At 72.1% G+C, this 23,484-nt stretch carries 12 protein-coding genes; 6 read left to right on the forward strand and 6 right to left on the reverse strand.

Annotation, left to right across the window (positions count from 1 at the left end):
• The first annotated feature begins 8 nt into the window (after positions 1-8).
• Together DTB53_RS02445 and DTB53_RS02450 are read left to right on the forward strand one after the other, a co-directional pair.
• Positions 9-818: an SAM-dependent methyltransferase gene (locus tag DTB53_RS02445; RefSeq protein ID WP_003970510.1), complete on the forward strand. Its 810-nt coding sequence runs from the start codon at positions 9-11 to the stop codon at positions 816-818.
• Between the two features lie 165 nt (positions 819-983).
• Positions 984-1,856, forward strand: a complete 873-nt coding sequence (locus DTB53_RS02450; protein WP_012381777.1) for an aldo/keto reductase — start codon at positions 984-986, stop codon at positions 1,854-1,856.
• A 25-nt stretch (positions 1,857-1,881) separates the two neighbouring features.
• Here the strand turns inward: DTB53_RS02450 and DTB53_RS02455 are convergent, their stop codons facing one another.
• Positions 1,882-3,030: a DUF475 domain-containing protein gene (locus DTB53_RS02455; protein ID WP_012381776.1), complete on the reverse strand. Its 1,149-nt coding sequence runs from the start codon at positions 3,028-3,030 to the stop codon at positions 1,882-1,884.
• A 411-nt stretch (positions 3,031-3,441) separates the two neighbouring features.
• Here DTB53_RS02455 and DTB53_RS02460 point away from each other — a divergent pair, with 411 nt between their 5' ends.
• Together DTB53_RS02460 and DTB53_RS02465 are read left to right on the forward strand one after the other, a co-directional pair.
• Complete coding sequence (locus DTB53_RS02460) at positions 3,442-4,323, forward strand: LLM class F420-dependent oxidoreductase (protein WP_012381775.1); 882 nt, start codon at positions 3,442-3,444, stop codon at positions 4,321-4,323.
• A gap of 110 nt (positions 4,324-4,433) precedes the next feature.
• A complete protein-coding gene (locus DTB53_RS02465) occupies positions 4,434-5,090 on the forward strand; it encodes a histidine phosphatase family protein (protein ID WP_012381774.1) in 657 nt (218 codons plus the stop codon).
• A gap of 46 nt (positions 5,091-5,136) precedes the next feature.
• Here the strand turns inward: DTB53_RS02465 and DTB53_RS02470 are convergent, their stop codons facing one another.
• The 4 genes from DTB53_RS02470 to DTB53_RS02485 form a co-directional block, all read right to left on the reverse strand.
• Positions 5,137-6,498 carry an aldehyde dehydrogenase family protein gene (locus tag DTB53_RS02470; RefSeq protein ID WP_012381773.1) on the reverse strand — a complete coding sequence of 454 codons (1,362 nt, stop codon included), beginning with the start codon at positions 6,496-6,498 and terminating at the stop codon, positions 5,137-5,139.
• Positions 6,498-7,556 (reverse strand): AMP-binding protein, encoded by a 1,059-nt coding sequence (locus tag DTB53_RS02475; RefSeq protein WP_003970504.1) that lies wholly within the window; start codon positions 7,554-7,556, stop codon positions 6,498-6,500. Before DTB53_RS02475 ends, DTB53_RS02470 begins: the two co-directional genes overlap by 1 nt.
• A 131-nt stretch (positions 7,557-7,687) precedes the next feature.
• Complete coding sequence (locus tag DTB53_RS02480) at positions 7,688-8,800, reverse strand: NAD(P)/FAD-dependent oxidoreductase (RefSeq protein WP_012381772.1); 1,113 nt, start codon at positions 8,798-8,800, stop codon at positions 7,688-7,690.
• The gene (locus DTB53_RS02485; RefSeq protein ID WP_012381771.1) at positions 8,797-9,765 is read right to left on the reverse strand and encodes a cucumopine synthase-related protein; all 969 of its coding nucleotides are present in this window, start codon (positions 9,763-9,765) and stop codon (positions 8,797-8,799) included. The genes DTB53_RS02480 and DTB53_RS02485 overlap by 4 nt, the downstream gene beginning before the upstream one ends.
• A 252-nt stretch (positions 9,766-10,017) precedes the next feature.
• Here DTB53_RS02485 and DTB53_RS02490 point away from each other — a divergent pair, with 252 nt between their 5' ends.
• Both DTB53_RS02490 and DTB53_RS02495 read left to right on the forward strand, forming a co-directional pair.
• Positions 10,018-11,028, forward strand: coding sequence for a TerC family protein (locus DTB53_RS02490; protein WP_012381770.1), 1,011 nt, complete (start codon positions 10,018-10,020; stop codon positions 11,026-11,028).
• 211 nt (positions 11,029-11,239) lie between these two features.
• On the forward strand, positions 11,240-12,613 hold the full coding sequence (locus DTB53_RS02495; RefSeq protein WP_012381769.1) for an FAD-dependent oxidoreductase: 1,374 nt from the start codon (positions 11,240-11,242) through the stop codon (positions 12,611-12,613).
• Between the two features lie 96 nt (positions 12,614-12,709).
• Here the strand turns inward: DTB53_RS02495 and DTB53_RS02500 are convergent, their stop codons facing one another.
• Entirely contained in the window at positions 12,710-23,449 is a 10,740-nt protein-coding gene (locus DTB53_RS02500; protein WP_012381768.1) for a type I polyketide synthase, read from the reverse strand.
• Positions 23,450-23,484 lie beyond the last annotated feature (35 nt).

Here is a 23,484-nt window from a genome sequence, read left to right on the forward strand (position 1 = left end):
GGCTCCGTATGAACACGCCGAACGACCGTCAGGGCGGACTGGCGACCACACGGGCCCACTCGGCCCGGGTGTACGACTACATCCTGGGCGGCAAGGACCACTACCCCGTGGACGTGGAAGCGGGCGACGCCATGGCACGGCACTGGCCCGCCCTGCCCGTGCACATGCTGGAGAACCGCCGGTTCATGCACCGCGCCGCGCGCTTCCTCGCTCAGGAGCGGGGCATCCGCCAGTTCCTCGACGTGGGAACCGGACTTCCCACCTCGCCGAACCTGCACGAGGTCGTGCAGGAGGTGGCTCCGGAATCGCACGTGGTCTACGTCGACAACGACCCCATCGTCCTCGCTCACGCCCGCGCCCTCCTGCAGAGTTCCCCCGAGGGCGCGACGGCCTACGTGGACGCGAACATGCACGACCCCGACGCCATCCTCGGCAGCCAGGAGTTCCGCGAACTCATCGACCTGGGCCGGCCCGTCGGTCTCATGGTGATCGGCATCATGCACTTCATCCTGCCGCCCGACGACCGGCGGCTGGTCTCCAGGCTGCTGGATCCCCTGCCGTCCGGCAGCTACCTGGCGATGACCATCGGCACCGCGGACTTCGCGCCCGACGAGGTCAACCGCGTCGCCCAGGAGTACCGCCAGCAAGGCATGCCCTTCGTCCTGCGGGACCTACCGACCGCCACGTCGTTCTTCGACGGGCTGGAGCTGCAGGACCCCGGGGTGACCCAGGTCCACGAATGGCGCCCCGGTCCGGAACAGAGCGACATCGACGGCCGCGACATCGCGATGTACGGAGCGGTCGCCAGGAAGCCCTGAAGCGGCACGCGTTCCGAAGGGAGCACCACCCGAGGTCGGGGCACGGGAGCATCTCCTCTGTCCGAGGCCCGGGTGATGGGGCATGCTCGGTGAGGTCGTCGGGGCCACGGCACACCGGTGGGCCCCGCGACCTGTCCCTTTCGGTACGCGACTTCGAGGATCATCGTGAGCACGCAGTCCACCACCCGTCCGGCCGACGCCTCCGGCGTCCTCGCCCTGGGCGGCGACCTTCCCGTGAACCGTCTCGGTTACGGGGCCATGCAGCTGACCGGCCCGGGCGTCTGGGGTGAGCCCCGCGACCCCGACGAAGCTGTCCGGGTCTTACGCCGAGCGGTCGAGCTGGGCGTCACCTTCATCGACACGGCGGAGGCCTACGGCCCGTTCGTCAACGAGCGGCTGATACGCAGGGCGCTCCACCCCTACCCCGCTGACCTCGTCATCGCCACGAAGGGCGGGGCGGAGCGTCCGGGCCCGGACGACTGGCGGTCCAACGGCCGGCCCGAGTTCCTGCGCGAGCGGCTGGAGCTGAGCCTGCGGCGGCTCGGAGTCGACCGGATCGATCTGTACCAGCTGCACCGCATCGATCCCGCGGTCCCGTTGGCCGAACAGCTCGGCGCTCTGGCCGAGTTGCGGCAGGAGGGCAAGATCCGTCACCTCGGACTGTCCGAGGTGACGGTCGAGCAGCTCAAGGAGGCCCGTACGCACGTGGACATCGTCTCCGTGCAGAACCTCTTCAACCTCGCGAACCGGTCGGCCGAGGACGTGCTCGACTACGCCGAGTCCGAGAACATCGCCTTCATTCCGTGGTTCCCGATGGCCACCGGTGAACTCGCGCGCCCCGGCGGACCGCTGGACGCCGCGTCCCGCTCGCACGGGGCGAGTCCGGCACAGCTCGCCCTCGCCTGGCTGTTGCGCCGCTCCCCGGTGATGCTCCCGATACCGGGCACGTCCCGTACCGCCCATCTGGAGGAGAACGTCGACGCCGCGCTGGTGCGGCTCGACGACGAGGCGTACGCAAGCCTCACCGCCGTCGGCTGAGGGCCCGGCGGCGGTCGGCGCCGGCTCAGACGCCGGAGGGAACCTCGGCCTTCTCGGGGGGACCCGTGCGCTCCCCTCCGTCCGCCGCCGACCTGCGGTTGTGGCGGACGGAGGACCAGAAGGACCCGGCGATCAGCAGGACACCGATGAGACCGGTGACCACCTCGGGGATCTGGTAGCGGATGGAGATCATGAGGATCACGGCCAGTGCGCCGATCGCGTAGTGCGCGCCGTGCTCCAGGTAGATGTAGTCGTCGAGGGTGCCCTGGCGGACCAGGTAGACGGTCAGCGAACGGACGTACATGGCGCCGATGCCGAGGCCGAGCGACATCAGGACGATGTCGTTGGTGATGGCGAAGGCGGCGATGACGCCGTCGAAGGAGAAGGATGCGTCCAGGACCTCCAGGTAGAGGAACATGAAGAACGCGGCCTTGCCCGCCATCAGGACCACCGGGGCGTTCCGGCCGCTCCTCCTGGCCTCTTCCTCGGCCTCGTGCTCGCGCTCCTCTTCCTCCTCCAGCTTGTTCTCGAAGAAGCCCGAGAGACCGCCGACGACGAGGTACGTGATCAGGCCGAAGACGCCCGAGAGGAGGACCGTCGACGCCTTGTCGACGTGCGTGCCGCCGTGCTGGTGGGCCTGGGTCGCGAACGTCATGGCACTGATCGCGAGGACGATCAGGGCGACGCAGACCGAGGCCATGTCGATCTTGCCGAACTTGGCGAGCGGGCGCTCCAGCCAGCCGAGCCACTTGATGTCACGGTCCTCGAAGACGAAGTCGAGGAAGATCATCAGCAGGAACATGCCGCCGAAGGCCGCGATCGACGGGTGGGCGTCGGTGACGAGCTGCTCGTAGCGCTCGGCGTCGTTGATCGCGAGATCGACGGCCTCGACGGGGCCCACCTTGGCGCTGATCGCCACGATCACGACGGGGAAGACCAGCCGCATGCCGAAGACGGCGATGAGCACCCCGATGGTGAGGAAGATCCTCTGCCAGAAGGCGTTCATCTTCTTCAGGATCCCGGCGTTGACCACAGCGTTGTCGAAGGACACCGAGATCTCGAGGATGGACAGGATCGCCACCACCCCGAAGGCCGCCCACCCCCCGTAGAGCACCGCCACGACGAGGCCGAGCGCGGTCACCGCGAACGACCAGCCGAACGTCTTCAAAATCACTGTCCACCCCATCATTTGTGCGGGGTTCCCCCGCGGGTCGTACCTGGCTTTACCAAACGCTGACCGAAGTCTAAAGCGAAACCGCGGCACCCTGACACATACCGGCCAAACCCGCGGTCCTCCACTGTCGACGACAAACCAACACCACACCCACACAGCCCACTTGAAGGCGTGCCGGGCACCGGACGCCCTTGCGGACCTCGCTTCGCCGGGCCATGGTCCTCTCGGACTCACCCCGCCTGTCCGGTCGCCCGCCCAAGGCGGCGCAGCGCCATTTCCCAGCTTTTACACATACGTTCACGCGGCGTATCCAAGGGCCGGTTCGAAAAGGCAGCGGTGGCCGAGAGATTGAGATCTTTTCGTCGCACTCGACCGGGTGACGGGAGAATCGAAGCGTGATACACACAGATAATGCCTTCCCAACTCCCCTTACGCTTCGGCGTCAACATGTTCGTTCCCGGTTCCCTGCAGGAGTGGCGCGCGAAGTGCCGCAGGGCCGAGGAACTCGGATTCGACGTGCTCGGAGTGGCCGACCACCTCGGATTCCCCGCACCGTTCCCCTCCTTGGTGCTCGCGGCCGAGGCGACCGAGCGAATACGGCTGACCACGTTCGTGTTGAACACGCCGTTCTACAACCCCGCGCTTCTCGCACGTGATGCGGCGAGTACCGACCGGTTCGTCGACGGGCGGATGGAACTCGGGCTCGGCGCGGGCTATGTGCAGGCCGAGTTCGACACCGCGGAGATTCCGTTCCCCAGCGGTGGCAGGCGGGTCGAACAACTGGAGCGGACGGTCACCACGCTCCGCCGCCTCTTCGAGGACCCCGCGTACGAGCCGCGTCCGGCCCAGCCGTCCGGACCGCCCCTGCTCATCGCGGGCTGGGGCGACCGGCTGCTGCGCGTGGCCGCCACGCACGCCGACATCATCGCCTTCCCCGGCGGCTGGGCCAACGCCAGTGGTGACGCGCTCCAACTGGCCGGAGCCGCGCAGATGGACGACCGCATCGCCTATGTGCGCGGCCTGCTCGGTGAGCGCGCCGACTCCGTGGAGCTCAATCTCCTGGTGCAGCAGGTGGTTCCGCCGACCGACGGCGCTTCGATGCCGGACAGGTTCGCGCCGCTGCCGCCCGGCGCCGAGGACCTCCCCGAAGAGGTGCCCAGCGTCCTGGTCGGAAGTCCCGAGGACATGGTGCAGCAAATCAAGGAACGCCGCGAACGCTACGGCTTCACCTACTTCACGGTCATGGAATACAACATGGAGATTTTCGCGCCGGTCATCCAGGCCCTCCGCTGAACCGCGCACTCCGCCGCACGGCCGCCGGGACGGGGCAGCGAACGAAAGGGGACCATCGAAATGGACAGCCGCTTCGCATCGGCCCGGCAGCCAGGAGGGGAACAGCCGGCGTGAATCCCGCACCGGCCGCCCGGGGCGGCTCCACGACACTTCTGCTGCTGCGCCACGGTGAGACGGCATGGACACCGGAGAGGCGGATATCCGGCAGCGGCGGCTCGGATCCGGCATTGTCGGAGAACGGGCTGCGGCAGGCGGAGGCCGCCGCGAGGGTGCTCGTCTCGCGCGGCCCGGTGCAGGCGGTGGTGTCGTCCCCGCTGCGCAGGGCCCGGCAGACAGCGGAGGCAGCCGCCCGGCGTCTGGATCTGGAGGTCCAGATCGACGAAGGGCTCACCGAAGCGGATTTCGGCGCCTGGGAGGGGCTCACGTTCGCCGAGGTGCGGGAGCGCCATCCGGAGGAGATGGCCGCGTGGCTCGCCTCTCCGAAGGCCGTGCCCGGCAGAACCGGGGAGACGTTCGCCTCGGTCGCGCGCCGGGCCCAACGCGCACGGGACCGGATCCTCGCACGGTACGAGGGCGGTACGGTGCTCGTCGTCTCCCACGTCGGGGTGTTGCGGACGCTGCTGCGGCTGGCACTGGGCGCACCACCGGTGACGCTGTTCCGGATGGAGCTGTCGGCCGCCTCGCTGTCGGCCGTGGCCTATTCCGGGGAGGGCGCCGCCTCGGTGCGCCTGCTCAACGACACCTCGTACCTGACGGACCACCCGTGACGCCGACGGCCGGTGGGGGTGCTCAGCACGCCCCACCGGCCGTCGGTCAGCGCCGAATCGTCTTGGTACGCATGAGGAATTCGGCGAGATAGCCGTCGTGCGGCAGTCCGTGCGCCATCCACGGTGTCGGATGGTCCCCGATGTAGACGTTGGCGATGGTCGGCTCGGCCACCAGCTCGTCGACCAGATTCCCGTCGGTGGTGACGGCGGTGAGGACGAGGGTGTCGCGCAGCGGCCGGACACCCGCTTCGCGGTCCCACGGCGCGACCCACGCGCAGGGGAAGCCGAGCTCCATCCCGAGCTGTTCGGCGAACGGGCTGTCGAGCTGGTGCACCGCCGGCCGGAGTACCGCCGAACCGTCGCCGAGATCGTCGACGATCCCGTCACCGCCGAGCCACGCCTTGCTGCCCGCGGCGCGCTGCCGCAGATACCCGTCCCACCGGCGGGCGAGCCCGGTGGGCTGTACGGGCAGGACCGCCCGTTCGTCCGTCGCGGGCAGGCTGGGCAGCTCGGCGAGGCGTTCGGCGATCGCCGCGGCCACGGGAGAGGGGTCTCCCTCCACGAGGACTCCGGTGGCGTTGACGCAACCGACTCCTCCGCCACTGCTGATCGACTCCACGATGGTGTCGACGACCGGTTCCCAGTCGGTCTCGGCGGTGATGAGCACCTTGGAGCGTCCGGGGCCCTGCGGCAGTACGCGGCGATCGCCCGCGTACTTGCCCACGACGTCCGCGCCGCCGTACACCATTCCCAGGTCGGCGTGGCGGAGGAGGTCTCCGGCCACCTCGTGGTCGGTGGGCAGCAGCACGACGCCCTCGTCGCCGAAGCCCGCCTCGCGCAGGGCGGTGATGAGCCGGTGCGGGGTGAAGGGCTCACGGCGGGAGGGCCGCACGGCGACGCGATAGCCCAGTGCGAGGGCGTCGAACCAACCCTGGTGCACCGAGGGGTGGTTGCCCGCGGCGTGGACGGCGAACACCTCACCCCGCCGGGTCCACACCGCCGCGCCGTCCCGGGCGCGCGGATCACGCCACGAGTCGACCGCGCCGGCCGGTCGCGCGTTCTCCACGCTGTGGTGGATCCGCTCGGCCGCCTGCGCGATCTCGTCGGTGGACTTGCGGACCACCGTGATCGGTATCCCGGTGACCGTGCTGACGGTGTGCTGGTACTCCCGCGGTGTGAGTCCCGCGATCGTCTCCGTCGCGAAGGCCCGGCCCGCCCGGGCGAAGGCCTCGATCCGGGCGTCGAAGGGCGGGGCCGGCACACGGCGCAGGGCCTTCATCGCGCGGGTGACGTAGAGCGAGGGCGCGAGGCTCAGTGTCGCCACCCGGTTTCCGGCGAAGTCGCCGATGGTCTCCTGGCGCCGGGACCGGTACGGGCCGCCGGGGCCGAGCGCGTCCAGGGACAGCATCAGTACACGCCCTCGACCACGGCCGTGTCACCGAAGGACGCCACGGGTGTGACATCGGCGACGGCATCACCGAAGCCGCCGTCCACCGGTGCGATCCTCGTCGCGTGGTCCCGCTCGATGTTGTTGACGAGAAGGGCGCTCCGGCTCATGTGGTGCACGACGATCTGCCCGCGCTCGCCGTACGGGACGACCTTTCCGCTGCCGGGGTCGATCACCCGGAACGTGGTGTACGGCGCGAAGGAGTCGAACACGCAGGGCTCGTCGTCACCGAGGCCGGGCCGCTCCACCGAGGTGCCCAGCATCATCGTCCCGCCGTACCCGCCGACCATCGTGACGCCTGGGAACACCTCGTCGCGCAGGAGGTCCCGGGTGTCGGCGTCCAGGTGCGTACCGCCCCAGATGATCGCGCGCACCTTGCGGTTGACCAGGTCGACGAGATCGTCGTGCTGCGCGAGGCGTTCCAGCAGCGGGGGCGTGGCGAAGAGGACGCCCACGTCCTGGCCGACGAGGATGTGGCCGACCTGTTCGATGAGGTGGTCGGTGTAGGCGTCGGCGACGTCCGCCCGGCCCTCCGACACCAGCTTCTTCACCCAGCGCGGATCGAGGTCGATGCTGAAGTTCAGCCCACCGCGGAGCATCGCGGTGTCGATCGCCATCGCTCCGACGTTGTGCGGTCCGGTGGGGACGGCGCTGAGCCAGTCGACGTTGCGCGGCACCCCGTGGGAGTCGAGTCGCTCGCTGAACCATTCGACGCTGCGCCGGTGCCACTCGGCGCTGTACGGAACCGCCTTGGGCCGTCCCGTGGTGCCGCCGCTCTCGTAGACGGACGCCTCGTGCTTCTCGCCGTAGCCACGGGGTATCAGCTCGCGCACGCCGATGTCGCGCAGCTCGTCGACCACGTTGGGAAACCGGCTGAGGTCCTCGAAGTCCCGGACGTCGGTCAGCGGATCGAAGTCGAGGCGCTCGGCTCGTTCCAGCCAGAACGGCGACCCGGTCTCCGGGCTGAAGTGCCACCGCATCATCTCCCGGACGAACTCTCCGCCCGTGTGCTCGACCATGGATGTCCTCTCGAAGTGTGTGTACGAACCGAACGGCGCTTCGCGGGGTCGCGGCGCCGGCCCACCCGGCGCCGCGACGCGTTCCCGCGTCTGTCCGCGGTCTCGCGGTGGGCGCGTGCCGCGGCTGCCTTCTACCCGGTGCCGGCCCGGCCGTCGAGTCGGCGGGCGGTGGACAGGCCCGTCGTGTCGATCCAGGACTCCTTGCCCAGCACGAGGTCGCGGACGATCTCTCCGGCGGCGGGCGCCTGGCACAGGCCCTGCCCGGAGAATCCGGCCGCGTAGACGAACGGGCGGGCGGGATCGCGGCCGATGAAGGCCATTCCGTCCGGGCTGAGGTCGAGGTTCCCGCCCCATCCGCTCTCGATGGAGACGCCGGCGAGGCTCGGAAAGGCCGTGCCGAGTTGCTGGGAAACCCGTCCCAGCCAGTCCTGTCGGGTCTCGTCCGGAGCGGGAGCTCCCATGCCCACCAGAATGCGGTCTTCCCAGCTGCGTATGCGCAGGCCGGAAGGGTGCATGGTCATCGGCAGGGCCTTCTGCGGGGCGCCGCCGGGGTGGTCGGCCAGGAGCAGTTCGACGGGGTACGGGGTCACCGGCACCGTCACGTCGGCCATGGCGGCGACCGTCTTCGCCCAGGGGCCCGCAGCGCAGACGACGGTGTCGGCGAGGATGCTTCCCGCGGGCGTGTGGACCCGGCCGTCGGGGTCGATGGCGGTGACGGGCGCGTCCGTGTGCAGGGTGGCCCCGGCCCGCTGGGCCGCCGCGGCGTAGGCGCGCACGATCGAGACGGAGTCGCAGGCGTAGGCCTGGGGCGACCAGGCCGCCGCCAGGATGGCTCGCTCGTCGACCAGTGGGTTGAGCTGTGCCGCTTCGGCGGCGGTCACCAGTTCGACGTCCACGCCGGCTGCGCGCTGGGCGTCCCGGGTCTGCCGGAAGTCCCGCACCTCTCGCTCGTCCGTGAACAGCACGAGGAAGCCGATCTTCTTCAGGCCGAGGTCGGCGCCGGTCCGTTCGCCGAGGGCCCGGTAGTCCGCCAGGCTCCGGACGGCGAGGCTGCTGATGAGCGCGTTCCCGGGGAAGTAGGTACGCACCACGCCGGCGGTGTTCCGGGACGATCCCGATCCGAGCTCGCCGCGCTCCAGCAGGACGGTGCCGACGCCGGACTCGGCGAGTCGGAAGGCTGTCGAGGCGCCGATGACACCGCCCCCGATGACCACGGCGTCGGCGCGTTCGGGGAGGCGGCTCACGACTGGAGGGCCGGCTCATCGGGGCGCAGCTGGCGCAGGTGGTCTCCGGCCTCCCAGGGGTAGAGGTGCAGGTTCCAGCCGCCCAGGCAGTTGATGTAGAGGGCCAGTTGGCCCACCACGCTCAGGAAGTCCTCGCGGTCGAGCCCGTCGAGGCAGTCCAGGAAGCGCTGGGTGAAACCCCACAGCTGCTCCAGACCGCAGTAGCCGAGGAACTCGGCCGGAACGCCGACCAGGAGGCGCGTCATGTGTCGCAGTGAGTCCATGGGCATGCCCTGGACGGCTCCCCGGACCAGACCGCCGTACGTGGCGTACCCCAGCGGGCGGGTCTCACCGTTGACGAACAGCAGCGTGGGCAGGACCGTGTCGAAGCTGCCCGCCCCGGACGGGATCAGCCCCGCGTGGAGGTCGGCGAGCTCCTTCGGTTCGGCGAGCCAGGCCTTCTCGGTCGCGGCGTGCACATCGTCGATGAGGCGGCTCGCGCCCGCATCCGTGGCGGCCAGTTTCGGAATGCTGTGGCCGCCCGTGGTTCCGGCCCTGCGGACCTCCACCAGGATCGGCTTCTTCGTCGCGTAGACGGAATCCCAGATCGCCTTTCCGGCCTCCAGGAGCGCCGGAATGTCCTCCTGCCGGATGCGGCCCACCGGGGTTGCCGGCATCGGTTCGGTCAGCGTTCCGTACTTGATACCCACGTGCTGGAGACCGGAGCAGAATAAGGTCCCGTCGGGCGCCTCACGTCGATCCGCTATCCGCGTGTCCGCGGGCAGGTGCAGCAGTGACGGAATCGGGGCCGCGTGATAGAGGTGCTCACCCGCCACGAGTGCGTGCCCCTGGAGACTCCGATAGGGCAGTGCGTCCCAGAGGGCGTCGGCGAGTTCGGCGTTGCGGCCGTCGAGTTCCGCGGTCACCGTGATGCCCAGATCGGACCAGGAAATCTCGATGTGCCGACCGGAATTCGTTTCAGTCAAGGCTCTTTCCTTCGCTCGGTTGACCTGTATGAGAATTCCTTCATCCAGATTCAACGTACCGGCGATCAAGTGCGGCCCCACCCCTGATCGACCCCCTACCGTGGCGGAGGTCCCACCCCAGCTCACGGCGGAGCGACAGGCTCCGACCAGGCGGGGAACAACGGCCCCCAACTCCCCCTGCATACACATTCTTTACCATTCCTTGGGTATCCGTGTACCCTCAGCAGCTCTCGCCGGAGAAAGGGATCCAGGTTGAACGTCTCAACGACCATGTGGGTGCTCACAGTTGTAGGTCTGTGCGTACTCATCGCGGCCGACTTCCTCATCGGTGGCCGCAAGCCGCACGAGGTCTCGATCAAGGAGGCGGGCATCTGGACGACCGTCTGGATCGTGCTCGCCGTCCTCTTCGGTGCGGGCCTGCTGATATGGGGCAACGGACAAGCGGCGGGCGAGTTCTTCGCGGGCTATGTCACCGAGAAGTCGCTCAGCGTCGACAATCTGTTCGTCTTCGTGCTGATCATGGCGAAGTTCGCGGTTCCGGCGATCTACCAGCAACGCGTGCTGATGATCGGCGTGCTGATCGCTCTGGTACTGCGCGCCGTGTTCATCGCGGCGGGCGCGGCCGCGATCAACTCGTTCGCCTGGGTCTTCTTCATCTTCGGCGCCTTCCTCATCTGGACCGCCTGGAAGCTCATCCAGGAGGCACGGGCCGGCGAGGAGGACGAGGACTGGGAGGAGGGCCGCCTGATGAAGGCCATCGAGCGACGCCTGCCCTCCACCGACACATGGCACGGCACGAAGATGTTCGTCCGCGAGAACGGCAAGCGGCTGGCCACCCCCATGCTGCTCGTCATGCTGGCGATCGGCCTCACGGACGTCCTCTTCGCGGTGGACTCGATCCCCGCGATCTTCGGCCTGACCCAGGACCCGTACATCGTCTTCACCGCCAACGCCTTCGCGCTGATGGGCCTGCGCCAGCTGTACTTCCTCATCGTCGGCCTGCTGAAGAAGCTGGTCCACCTGTCGTACGGCCTGTCGGTCATCCTCGCCTTCATCGGAGTGAAGCTGGTCCTGCACGGCCTCCACGAGACGACGAGCCTGCACGTCCCGGAGGTCTCGCTCCCGGTCTCGCTGGGCGTCATCTTCGGCGTGCTGATCATCACGACGATCACCAGCCTCATGGCGACGAGGAAGGCGGCGAAGGAGGCGCCCGAAAGCGGGAGGGAGAAGACCGGGAGCGAGAACGCGGACGCCCAGGGCTGAACCCCTTCCGAGCGGCCGGCCCCCTTCCGGGGGTAGGGGGTCCCCTATCTTCGCCCCACACACTCCACACGGCCGTGCCCGGCCGCCTAGCATCGCGGCGTGACGCCGTCGGCTCGACGGCACGGGCACGGTGCCCGACCGGGGCACGGGCGTGGGGTGTGGCCGCCGCTTCGCAGTGACTCGCGGGGCCGCACAACATCCAGGAGCACGCATGGTTGCACGAATCGTGGTGGCGGGCGGGGGCATAGCCGGGCTCGGCGCCGCGCTGCTGCTCGCCCGCCAGGGGTACGCGGTGGACCTGGTGGAGCGGGACGGTCCGCCGCCCGAGAACCTCGAAGACGTTCAGGAGTGGCGGCGGCCGGGGGCGCCCCAGGTCCGCCACCCGCACATGTTCCTCGGCCTGTTCCGGCATCTGCTGCACACCCGGTTGCCGGACGTGCACGCGGATCTGCTGGCGCACGGGGTCGACGAGGTCGACATGACGGCGCCGCCCGGCGTCGAGGCTCCGGCCGACGCGACCGAGCTGGCGAGCTTCGGCTCGCGCCGGGCGACCGTCGAGTGGGTCCTGCACCGCGCGCTCCGGGAGCAGCCCGGCGTCCGGGTCCACCACGGTCTCTCGGTACGCGAGGTCGTGGTGGAACAGGGGCGTGTGCGGGGTGTGCGGGTGGACGGCGCGGTGATCGACGCGGACGCGGTGGTGGACGCGACCGGGCGTCGCTCACCGCTGGTCGGCGCCTTCACCAAGGAGATGGAGGAGAGTCCGTGCGGCAACGTGTACCACAGCCGCTTCTACCGGCTCCTCGACGGTGTGCCGAAGCCGCCGACGTTCCTGGTCCCCGTCGTCTTCGCGGGCGGGGCCGGTTTCGGCGGCGGACTCTACGCGCACGACAACCGTACGTTCGCGGTGGTGTTCGCCCGGCTGCCGGAGGACGAGACGCTCGGGCGTCTGCGCGAGACCGGCGCGTTCGAGGCCGCCGCCGACGCGGTGGCCCAGTTCGAGCCGTGGCTCCGCCCGGGCCACGCCGAACCGATCGGTGATGTCGTGCCGATGGCCGGACTCACCAACTCCTGGCGCGAGTTGACGCCCGAGACCCCGTCCGGCTACCTGCCGATCGGGGACGTGCTGTGCACGACCGATCCCATCCTGGGCCGAGGCGCTTCCTTCGCCCTGGCAGGTGCGGCCGAGCTCAGCGATCTGATGGAGCAGCACGGTGCGGATCTGGACGCGGTGAGCGCGGGGCTGCGGGCCCACGCCGAACGCACGATCCGCCCCTGGTACGAGGACGGGGTCCACGACGACGTGGAGCGCACCCGGAGCTGGCGCGCGACGGTGGACGGCCTTCCGGAGCCGCCCGCCGCCCTTCCGCCGGCCGTGCTCACCGCCCTGGCCGGCCAGCAGGACCACGGACTGTGGGAGCGGGCGCAGCTGCGAGCCAATCTGATGGCTTCGCCGGACAGCCTCGACACCCCCGAGGTCCGTGAGCGGCTGGACGCCGTACTGGCCACCGGCTGGGAGCCTCCGGTGCTCTCCCCCGGCCCGTCCTACACGGAGCTGACGGACGCGCTCGCGGCGCACGGCGGCTGACCGACCGAACGCCGAGGGGCCCCGGCGCATGCCGGGGCCCCTCGGCGTTCCCGCGCGGGGCTGCCCCGGCATGCGCCGGGGCGGCCCCGCGGTGGCTCAGCCGGCCTTCGGCCCGGGGAGCTCCCGCAACCAGGCGTCGACGGCCTCGGCGGTGGTGGCGGCGCCGGACTGCATCAGGGAGAAGTGGTCGCCCGGAACCTCCCGCGTGGTGTTCGGCAGCGGCCAGCTCAGCCGCCACCCGTCGCCCCGCACGGTGTCCGTGACGGGCTCGCCCGCCCGGACGAACAGGGTCGGTGTGTGCACCGGTTCCGGGCTCCAGTCGTCGAACAGCCGCAGATAGGCGCCCATCGCGGTGAGCCGGACGCTGTCGAGCCGCCCGACCGTGGACTCGTGGTCGAACATCAGGTCGGTCAGCGCGTCCTGCACCTGGGTGAAGGCGGAGCTGCCCGGCAGGTAGGTGTCGATCAGGACGGTGCCCACCGGCGGCACCCCCCGGTCCTCCAGCCGGCTCGTCACCGCGTGCGCGAGCCAGCCACCCGCCGAGTGGCCGACGAGGGCGAACGGACGGCCCTCGGCGCACCGCAGCGCGAGGTCGGCGTGCAGCTCGACGACGGCGTCCACATCGGCCGGCACCGGATCCTCCGCCGTGAACCCGGGCACCGGGACGAACCACGCCTCGCGTCGCCCGTTGAGGGCCGTGCCGAAGCGCGCGTACTGGTAGACGCTGGACAGCGCGGTGATCGTGGACAGGCAGATCAGGACGGGCCCGTCGGCCCCCGAGGCCAGGCGGACCGGCCGGGGCGGGGCGGCCAGCGCCGCCGGGTCGCTGAACTGCTCCCGGAGCCGGGACGCCGCCGCGATCAGGTCCATCGCCACGTGCCCCTTCCCCTGTCGGCACGCCTCCCGGTACAGCGCCTCGACGGTGTCGGGCGCGGCGTGCTCCACCGGTGCTCGTGGGGCCTCCGCCGGGGCGGGGCCCGGCCCGTCCGCCAGTTCCCCGTCCAGGTACGCGGCGAGCGCGAGGGGGGTCGCGTGGTCGAAGACCAGGGTCGCGGGCAGCCGCAGTTCGGTCGAGGACTGCACGCGGTTGCGCAGTTCGACGGCGGTGAGGGAGTCGAAGCCGAGTTCGGTGAAGGCTCCGTCGGACGGGATCTGGCCGGCGTCGGTGTGGCCGAGCACGGCGGCCGCGGCGGAGCGGACCAGGCGCAGCAGCACCTGCCGTCGTTCCCGCGGCGTCCGGCCCTGGAGTTCCCGCCGTACCGTCGTCCCCGGCTCGCGCTCCGCCGAACCGTTGGGCGCCGTGCGGGCGGACGCCCCCACCAGGCCGCTGAGGAGCGGCGGGATCGCCGCTCCGGCATCCCGGGCGCGCAGGGTCGCGAGGTCCACCCGCGCTCCGATCACGGTCGCCTCTCCCGCCGCCAGCGCGGCGTCCAGGAGGGCCAGTCCGCCCTCGGTGTCCAGCGGGGCCAGACCCGCGCGCGTCATCCGGCGCAGGTCCGCCGCGGAGAGATGGCCGGTCATGCCCGTGCGCTGTTCCCACAGGCCCCACGCGATGGAGAGCGCGGGCAGTCCGGCGGCGTGGCGGTGCCGGGCCAGGCCGTCCAACAGGGCGTTCGCCGCCGCGTAGTTGCCCTGACCGGGGCTGCCCAGGACGGCGGCCGCCGAGGAGAACAGGACGAAGGCCGCCGGCGGGCGTTCGCGGGTCAGCTCGTGCAGGTGGATCGCCCCGTCGGCCTTCGACCGCAGCACGCGTTCCAGTTGTCCCGGCGTCATCGAGGTGAGCACGGCGTCGTCCAGCACCCCGGCCGCGTGGATCACGGCGCTCAGCGGCCGATCGGCCGGGAGGGCGTCCAGTACGGTGCGCAGCGCGTCCCGGTCGGCGCTGTCGCACGCCGCGATGGTGGCCTCGCAGCCCAGGGCGGCGAGGTCGGCGCGCAGTTCGGGGGCGCCCGGCGCCGTCGCGCCGCTTCGGCTGATCAACAGCAGGTGCTTCACCCCGTGTTCCGCCGCGAGGTGCCGGGCCACCTGGGCGCCGAGGGCTCCGGTGCCGCCGGTGACGAGGACGGTGCCGGTGAGCGGGGCGGGCGCCCCGGTCGGTGCGGGCAGGCGGACGAGGGAGGGTTCGAGCACCGTTCCGGCGCGTACGACGAGGTGGGGCGCGCCGCTCGCGACGGCGTCGACGACCGCCCGCGGCCGTACGTCCCCGTCCAGGTCGAGCAGGGTGAAGCGGCCGGGGTGCTCGGCCTGTGCCGAACGGACGAGTCCCCCGGCCGCGGCGGCCACCGGATCGAGGGCGTCCGCGCCCCGGGTGGTCACCACCAGACGGGTGTCCGCCCAGCGGGGTTCGCCCAACCAGTCCTGCAACAGGGCGAGTCGGCTCGCGGTCCTGGTGTGAACCTCGTCCACGAAGCCCGTGCTGCCGGACCACGCGGGTTCCGGAGCCAGCAGGACGGTGCCGGGCGCCGGGGCGCCGGAAGCGGTTGCGTCCAGCAGGGCGGGCAGGTCCGCGTACGCGGTGGCGTCGGCCCCGCCGGCGTCCAGCAGCGTACGCAGTTCGTCGGCGTCGGGGCCCACGACGGCCCAGCCGCCGGCCTCGGGCGTGGCGGGTGCCCGCAGCGCGGGCGTCTCCCGCCAGTCCAGGCGGAACAGTGAGCCTCCGGAGAGCCGCAGCCCTCGGGTCGAGACGGGCCGGAACTCCAGCGCGCGGGCGGACAGGACGGGGGCTCCGGTCTCGTCCGTGGCCCTGACGGAGACGCCGCCGTTCGCGGTCGGCGCCAGCCGCACCCGCAGGGCGTTCGCGCCCGCGCGGTGCAGGTTCAGCCCGGTCCACGCGAAGGGCAGCCGGACGGCCGTGGCGTCGCCGCCGCCGTCCGGCTCCTCTCCGCCGGCTCCGGTGGCGGCCAGGCCGACGGCTTGGACACCCGCGTCGAGCAGGGCCGGGTGCAGTCCGAACCGGCCCGTTTCCTGCGTGAGTCGCTCCGGCAGCCGCACCTCGGCGAAGACCTCGTCGCCGAGGCGCCAGACCGCGCGGACGCCCCGGAACGCGGGCCCGTAGCCGTATCCGAGCTCTGCCAGCCGGTCGTAGCCGTCGGTGATGTCGACGGCGGTCGCACCGGCCGGAGGCCAGGCGGCCGGCTCCGCTTCGACGCCCGGAGAAACGGCGGAGGCCGCCGCGTCGGCCGCGTCGGTGCCGGCATCGGCATCGGCATCGGCATCGGCAAGGAGGCTGCCGGTCGCGTGGCAGGTCCAGCCGGCGTCGTCCGCACCGCCGGCCAGGGCGATGGCACTCCCCGCGCCGTTCTCCGTACGGGAGTGCACGCGGAACTCGCGCCGGCCCGCGTCGTCGGCCGGGCCGACCCTGACCTGGAGGCGCGGTTCCCCGCCCTCGGGGAGAACCAGCGGGGCCTGGAGCGTGAGCTCCTCCACCACCGGACAGCCGCAGCGTTCACCGGCCCGGAGCGCCAGGTCCACGAACGCGGTGCCGGGCAGCAGGGTGACGCCGGAGACCTGGTGGTCCGTCAACCAGGGCAGGGCGGGGGTGCGGACCGTGCCGGTGAGCACCAGTTCGTCGGTGTCCGCGAGTGCGATCTCCGCGCCGAGCAGCGGATGGTCCGCCGGCTCCACCCCCGCCGCCGCGACGTCCCCCGTCCCGGGGGGCGCGGCGTGGACCCAGTACCGCTCCCGCTGGAAGGCGTACGTCGGCAGCTCCACGGGGCACGGCCGGTGGCCGGTGAAGGCGGGCCGCCAGTCCACCCGTACGCCGCGGACGTGCGCCTCGCCGAGGGAGGTGAGGAAGCGGTCGAGGCCGCCTTCGTCGCGGCGGAGGGTGCCCACCGCGAACGCGTCCGTGCCGGCCTGCTCGGCGGTGTCGAGGAGCCCGGCGGTGAGGACCGGATGGGGGCTCATCTCGGCGAAGGCGCGGTGCCCCCGGCCGAGCAGGTCGCCGACGGCCTCGTCGAGCCGTACGGTGTGGCGCAGGTTCCGGTACCAGTAGTCGGCGCCCAGGGTGGCGGTGTCGACCGACCCGCCGGTCACCGTCGAGAGGAACGGCACGGTGGCCGCCCGGGGCGACAGGCCGTCAAGGGCGGCGAGCAGCGGTGTGCGCAGCTCCTCCACGTACCGCGAGTGCGAGGCGTACCGGACGGGGACGCGCCGCACGCGGATCTCCTCGGCGGCGCACTCCTTCTCCATCAGCTCCAGCCCCCGGACCGGACCGGACACGACGACCGACCGGGGTCCGTTGACGGCGGCGATCTCCACTTCGCCGCCCCATCGGGGCAGTCGCTCCGCCACCCAGGAGACGGGAGCGGCGACCGAGGTCATGCCCCCGCTGTCCTGGAGACCGGCCAGCATCCGGCTGCGGAGGGCGACGACGCGGGCGGCGTCGTCCAGGTCCAGTGCTCCGGCCACGTACGCGGCGGCGATCTCGCCCTGGCTGTGGCCGACCACGACGGCCGGGCGGACGCCGTGCGCCTGCCACAGTTCGGCGAGCGACACCATCATCGCGAAGAGTGCGGGCTGCACCACGTCCACCCGGTCCAGCGGCGGCGCACCCGCGCTGCCCCGGAGCACGTCGGGCAGCGACCAGTCCAGATGCGGCGCCAGGGCCTCGGCACACGCCTCGACGCTGTCGCGGAAGACCCGCGAGGTGTCGAGGAGGCGGGCGGCCATGCCGTCCCACTGGGAGCCCTGGCCGGGGAAGACGAACACCGGGCGCTCCCCGGCGTCGGCCCGGCCCCGGAGCACGTACGGGGACTGCTCCCCCGCGGCCACCGCGGCCAGTCCCGCGAGCAGTTCGTCGGGCCCGGCGCCGCGGACGGCCGCGCGGTGCGCGAAGGACGAGCGCGTGGTGGCCAGCGCGTGGCCGACGTCCACCGGGTCGGTGCCGGGTGCCGCGCGCAGCCGGCGCCGCAGCCGGTCCGCCTGCTCACGCAGCCCCGCTTCGGACTTGGCCGAGAGCAGCCACGGCGGTACGACGGGCGCCTCCTGGTTGCCGGCTCCCGGCTCGGCGGTGTCCTGGCTTCCGGCGGCGGGGGCCTCCTCCAGGATGACGTGGGCGTTGGTGCCGCTCATCCCGAACGACGAGACACCGGCGCGGCGGGGGCGTTCGGACCGTTGCCAGGGCAGCGGGTCGGTGAGGAGCCGCAGCGCGCCCCCGGACCAGTCCACGTGCGGGGACGGTTCGTCGGCGTGCAGGGTGCGGGGCAGGGTCTCCCGGTCGAGCGCCATCACCATCTTGATCACGCCCGCCACTCCGGCGGCGGCCTGAGTGTGGCCGATGTTGGACTTCAGCGATCCGAGCCACAGCGGGAGGCCGGCGGGTCGGTCCTGCCCGTAGGCGGCCTGGAGCGCCTGCGCCTCGATCGGGTCGCCGAGCGTGGTTCCGGTGCCGTGCGCCTCGACGGCGTCGACGTCCGCCGCTTCGAGTCCGGCGTTGCGCAGGGCCTGGCGTATGACCCGTTGCTGCGCGGGGCCGTTCGGGGCGGTGAGGCCGTTGCTCGCGCCGTCCTGGTTGATCGCGGAGCCGCGGATCACGGCGAGCACCCGGTGCCCGTTGCGCCGGGCGTCGGAGAGCCTTTCGAGGAGCAGCACGCCGACGCCCTCGGCCATGCCCATGCCGTCGGCGTGGGCGGAGAACGCCTTGCTGCGCCCGTCGGCGGCGAGGCCGCGCTGCCGGGCGAAGGTGAGCAGCGAGCCGGGGGTCGTCATGACCGTGACGCCGCCGGTCAACGCCATCGAGCACTCGCCCTGCCGCAGCGCCTGCGCACCCCAGTGCATCGCCACCAGGGAGGACGAGCAGGCGGTGTCGACGGAGACGGCCGGGCCTTCGAGTCCGAACGTGTAGGCGACTCGGCCGGAGGCGACGCTCGCCGCGTTGCCGGTGCCGAGGTAGCCCTCCAGTCCGTCGTCGCCGGACATCAGCAGGGACGCGTAGTCCTGTCCGTTGGTCCCGACGAAGACGCCGGTGTCGCTGCCGCGGAGGTCCTCCGGGAGGAGGCCCGCCTGTTCGAACGCCTCCCAGGAGGTTTCCAGGAGCAGCCGCTGCTGGGGGTCCATGGCGGTCGCCTCACGGGGGCTGATCTCGAAGAACCCCGCGTCGAACCCGGCCACGTCGTGCAGGAATCCGCCGCCTCGGGCGTAGACGGTCCTGGCCCGATCGGGGTCCTCGTCGTAGAGGGCGGACATGTCCCAGCCCCGGTCGTCGGGGAAGGGCGCGACGGCGTCGACGCCCCCGGCCACCACCTGCCACAGGTCCTCGGGGGAGGCGACGCGGCCGGGGAACCGGCAGCTCATCCCCACGATGGCGATCGGCTCGTCCTCCGCCGCCGGGCGCGGGGGCGTTTCGGACCTCGCGTCGTCGGCTTCGACGAGGCCCGGTGTCAGCTCCCGGCGCAGCAGACGGGCCACCGCGGTCGGGTTGGGGTGGTCGAAGATCAGCGTGGCGGGGAGTCGCACGCCGGAGGCCGCCGACAGCCGGTTGCGCAGTTCGACGGCGGTCACGGAGTCCATGCCGAGCTCGCGGAAGGCCTTGGCCTCGCCGATGGCCTCCGGCCCGGCGTAGCCGAGCACGGCTGCGGCGGTGGCCCGTACCTCCGTCAGGACGATCCGGTCGTGCTCGGCCGCCGAGGAGACGGCCAGGGCCCGCGCCAGCTTGGAGGTGTGCGCGGCGTCCGGGTCCGGGGCGGCCTGGGCCTCGGCCTCCGCGTCCAGCACGCGACGTGCCTCCGGGAGGTCGCCGATGAGCGGCCGGGGCCCGGCGGCGGTGAAGGTGGGTACGAAGCGCTCCCAGTGCACGTGGGCCAGGACGACGGCCGCCTCGGGCAGGGCCAGCAGGCCTGGCAGTGCGGCCAGGGCCGCGCCGGAGTCGGTGGCGGGCACCCCCTGTCCGCGCAGCAGGTCGGCCAGTTCGGGTTCGGCCTCCCAGGGGCTGACGGCGACGGAGGTGACCGGGCGGCCTGCCGCGCGTTCGCGTTCGGCCAGGGCGTCGAGGTGTGCGCCGGCGGCGGCGAACGCGCCGTGCGCCCCGGCGCCCCAGACGCCCGCGACCGAGGAGAGCAGCACGAGCCGGGCGTCCGGGTGGTCGGTGCGCAGCACCTCGGCCAGTGTTTCGGCGCCGGTGCAGCGCTCCCGCATCACGCGAGCGGCGTGTGCGGGGTCGCTCTGCCGGACCGGGGCCAGCTCGATGGCGCCCGCGGCGTGCACCACGGCGGCCAACGGCACGTCTGCCGTGGCTTCCCGGAGGAGGAGGCGGAGGGCCTCGGGGTCGGTGATGTCGCCCGCCACGGTGACGGTCGGTGTACCGGCTTCCGTCAGCTCGGCGCACAGTTCCGCCGACGCGGCACCGACGAGCACCAGGCGGTCGGCGCCCCTGGAGGCTGCCCAGCGGGCCACGTGGCGGCCCGGCCCCTGGGTGCCGCCGGTGACCACCACCGTCCCGGCCGACGGCCACGTCGTCCGGGGGTCGCCCGGCTGGTCGGTCACGGTCAGCAGCCGGCGGCCGTAGGAGCCCTCGGGGCGGACGGCGATCTGGTCCTCGTCGCCGCCGCGTGCGAGGCGGGCGGCGGTCCGGGCCACCATGTCGTCGGCGGCGACGCCGACGGGCAGGTCGATGAGGCCGCCCCAGCGGTCCGGGTGCTCCAGTGCGAAGCAGCGGCTCCAGCCCCACAGCTCGGCCTGCGCGCAGTCCGCGACGGTGTCTGCGTCGCTCACGCCGACCGCGCCCGAGGTGAGCTGCCACAGACGCGGCTGCCCGGGCAGGGACGCCACGGCCCGCAGGAGGCTCACGGCGGCCTCCCCCGCCAGCAGGGAGACCACGCCGGGCGCGTGCTCGTCCGACGGCGCGGCATCGCCCAGCAGGCGTGTCAGTAGGTCCGGTTCGACGGTTCCGGCGGTCCTGGGGGGCCCGTCGATCGCATCGGTCCCGGCAGGCACCGTGACCACACGTGCCGATCCTCCTTCGGCCGTCAGCGCCGCCGCGAGCGCGGCGGCCTCGTCCGCACGGTCGCCCTCCTCGTGGACGAGGAGCCAGTCGCTGGTCCGGGGCGCCCCGGCAGGCTCCGGTTCCGGCAGGATTCTCCAGCCGATCCGGTACCGGCCGACGGCGGTCTGCCGTGTGCTCGCCGGAGGAGTGAGCCAGTAGTGCTGTCGCTGGAAGGCGTACGTCGGCAACGCCACCGGCTCCACGACCGGCAGCAACCCCCGCCACCCCACCGGCAGACCAGCAGCCCAGGCCTCACCCAGACTGCCCAGCAGCTGCACCTGCTCCGCCTGACCCCGGCGCAGACTGTGCAACACCCGCCCCTCGGTGACCGTCTGCTCCATCGCCAGCGACAAGACCGGATGCGGACCGATCTCCACGAACACCTGCGGACCCTCACCGTCCAACCGCCGCACCACATCGGCGAACAGCACCGGCTCCCGCAGATTCCGATACCAGTAACCCGCCCCCAACTCCCCCACCGCAACCGGCCCACCGGTCACCGTCGACACGAACTCCGGCCCCGAACCCCCCAGATCGACCACACCACCCAACTCACCAAGCAACCGCCCCTCAACCACCTCCACCTGCGCATGATGAGACGCGTAATCCACCTCGATCCGACGCGCACGGACCCCCTGCCCCTCCAGCCGCACGCACAGCTCGGCGACCTCGTCGGGCGGACCACTGACCACGACCTGCCCCGGAGCGTTCACCGCCGCCACGGTCACCGACCCGGGCAGCACCTCCTCCGCCTCCGCCACATCCAACGCGACGGACGCCATCGCCCCCTGCCCCGCCAGTCGCAGCAACGCCCGCGAGCGCAGGGCCACGACCCGGGCGCCGTCCTCCACGCTCAGCCGACCCGCCACCACAGCAGCCGCGATCTCGCCCTGCGAGTGACCGACCACGGCATCCGGCTCCACACCCGCCGCCCGCCACACCTCCGCCAGGGACACCATCACCGCCCACAACACCGGCTGGACCACATCCACCCGGCCCAGCCACTTCTCGTCCGAACCGGTCAACACCTCACGCAACGACCAGTCCACGAACGGATCCAACGCCCGCTCGCACACAGCCAGCCGATCAGCGAACACCGGCCACGAGACCAGGAGTTCACGCCCCATCCCCACCCACTGACCACCCTGACCCGGGAAGACGAAGACCGTGCGGGAGTCGGTGGCCGCCGCGAGCGGCTGCCCGTCGGCGGTCAGGGCGTCCAGCCCCTTGAGCAGTTCGTCCACGTCCGACCCCACGACCGTGGCCCGCTGTTCCAGGGCGGCCCGGCCGGCCAGTCCGGCCGCGACCCCCGTGAGCCACTCGCGGTCGACCGTGCGAGCGGCCCGCCGGTCCCGTACGAAGTCGGCGAGCCTGGCTGCCTGGCCGCGCAGACCCGCGTCCCCGCGTCCCGACAGCACCCACGCCACCGGACCCGAGTCCGCCACCGGCGCTGCGGTCTTCGGCTGAACAGCGGGCGGCTCCTCCAGGATCACGTGCGCGTTCGTTCCGCTCACCCCGAACGAGGACACCCCGGCACGGCGTGGATGCCCGTCGGCCCGCCACGGGACCGACTCGGTCAGCAGACGTACGTCCCCCGCCGACCAGTCCACGTGCGGCGACGGCTCGTCCACGTGCAACGTCACCGGCAACTCACCGTGCCGCATCGCCATCACCATCTTGATGACCCCGGCCACACCCGCCGCCGCCTGCGTATGCCCGATGTTCGACTTCACCGACCCCAACCACAACGGGCGGCCTTCCGGGCGCCCTTGGCCATAGGTGTCGAGGAGCGCCTGTGCCTCGATGGGGTCGCCGAGCGTGGTGCCGGTGCCGTGTGCCTCCACCACGTCCACCTGGGCGCCGGCGACCCGGGCGTTGCGCAGCGCCTGCCGGATGACGCGCTGCTGCGAGGGGCCGTTCGGAGCCGTGAGGCCGTTGGACGCGCCGTCCTGGTTCACCGAGGAGCCCCGCAGCACCCCGAGCACCCGGTGACCGTTCGCGAGGGCGTCGGACAACCGCTCCAGGAGGAGCAGTCCGACGCCCTCGCCCCAGCCGGTGCCGTCCGCCGCGGCGGCGAACGGCTTGCACAGCCCGTCCGGCGACAGACCGCGCTGCCTGCTGAACTCCACGAACGTGCCCGGGCTGGACATGACCGTGGCACCGCCGGCCACCGCGAGCTCGCTCTCGCCGGACCTCAGGGCCTGCGCGGCCAGATGCATGGCGACGAGCGACGACGAGCACGCCGTGTCGATCGTGACGGCCGGGCCCTCCAGGCCGAGTGCGTACGCGATCCGCCCGGAGGCGACAGCCGCCGCGCTGCCCGTCAGCAGGTACCCCTCCACCCCCGGGGGCGCCTCGGCCAGGGTGATCCCGTAGCCGGAGGTGGAGGTGCCGACGTACGTGCCGACCGGTCGGCCCGCCACCGAGGTCGGGTCGATGCCCGCGGCTTCGAACACCTCCCAGGCCAGTTCGAGCAGCAGCCGCTGCTGCGGGTCCATCGCCAGCGCCTCACGCGGGCTGATCCCGAAGAACTCCGCGTCGAAGCCGCCCGCGTCGGCGAGGAACCCGCCCGCGCGGGCGTACGAGGTGCCGGTCCGCTCGGGGTCCGGGTCGTAGAGTCCGTCCACGTCCCAGCCACGGTCGCGGGGGAACGGGCTGATCGCGTCCCGTTCCCCCGCGACCAGCTCCCACAGCCCTTCGGGGGACTCGACGCCGCCGGGGAACCGGCAGCTCATCCCGATGATGGCGATCGGCTGGGCGTCGGCGGACCGGGCCTCCTCCAGCCGCCTACGGGTCTGCCGCAGGTCGGCCGTGACCTTGTTCAGGTAGTCCCGCAGCTTCTGGTTGTCTGACATCCGGACCTAACTCCTCATGTGCGGGCGGCGGCTGG

Origin of the sequence: Streptomyces griseus (assembly GCF_900460065.1) — a bacterium.
GTDB classification, from domain to species: domain Bacteria; phylum Actinomycetota; class Actinomycetes; order Streptomycetales; family Streptomycetaceae; genus Streptomyces; species Streptomyces griseus.